1 pseudogene is annotated in these 703 nt (G+C 43.4%); it reads right to left on the bottom strand.

The annotated features are described in order from the left end of the window. A pseudogene (locus M3090_RS15470) lies at positions 1–703 on the bottom strand (IS982 family transposase); the annotation flags it as partial.

The following is a 703-nucleotide window of genomic DNA, read 5'->3' as shown; positions in this document are numbered from 1 at the left end:
AGTGTTCTATCTGTGCGATATTCTTCAACTCGTCATTGACCGTTTCTATCAAAGCGCGTTTTCTCCAGGATTTTGTCCGCTACGCTCATCAGGGAGTTCCTCATATTGTTTTTAACTTTAGTGACAAGTTGGATACCACCCGTGAAAAGATTCTCAAACAGAGCCCAGCCAATATATCCCTTGTCTGCACATAGTTTTCCTTTAATGTTCTTCAAAAACTTATCCTGCTTCAAGGGGTCCCGGGCATCCACATTTCCGGGTGCGAACATGATATTGAGAATCTCCCCCTTGTCATTGATAATCAGATGCAGTTTAAATCCGAAGAACCATCCCATAGAACTTTTTCCCCGCTCTGCAAGCCCCTCAAATGTCTTATGACTCAGAATCCTTTGGGTACGACAGACACGCAGCGGAATGGAATCCACAAAACTGATACCGGTACAGGTTCCCAGCAAGACCTTCTTTATGAAAATGGTCAGGGGAAGCAACACATCTTTCTCCAATTCCACAAAACGGTTATAAGATACCCGGCGCAGAAACAGGTGTTTCAAATGTTTGCAGACATACTCCTTGTAATAATGCTTGAAGCAGCGGAAACCACCGGAGTGGAACAGAATAGGAATGAACATAATCTCCGCATCACTCATACGGTTAGGCTTGTTACGATGCTTATGATTCCTGTCTTCAACCATATATTTTTCCT

The sequence above is a fragment of the Bacteroides sp. ET71 genome (genome assembly GCF_023336905.1).
In the GTDB taxonomy this organism is placed as follows: Bacteria; Bacteroidota; Bacteroidia; order Bacteroidales; family Bacteroidaceae; genus Bacteroides.
The sequence above is the reverse complement of the archived record's forward strand: the minus strand, read 5'-3'. Positions and strand labels throughout refer to the sequence as shown.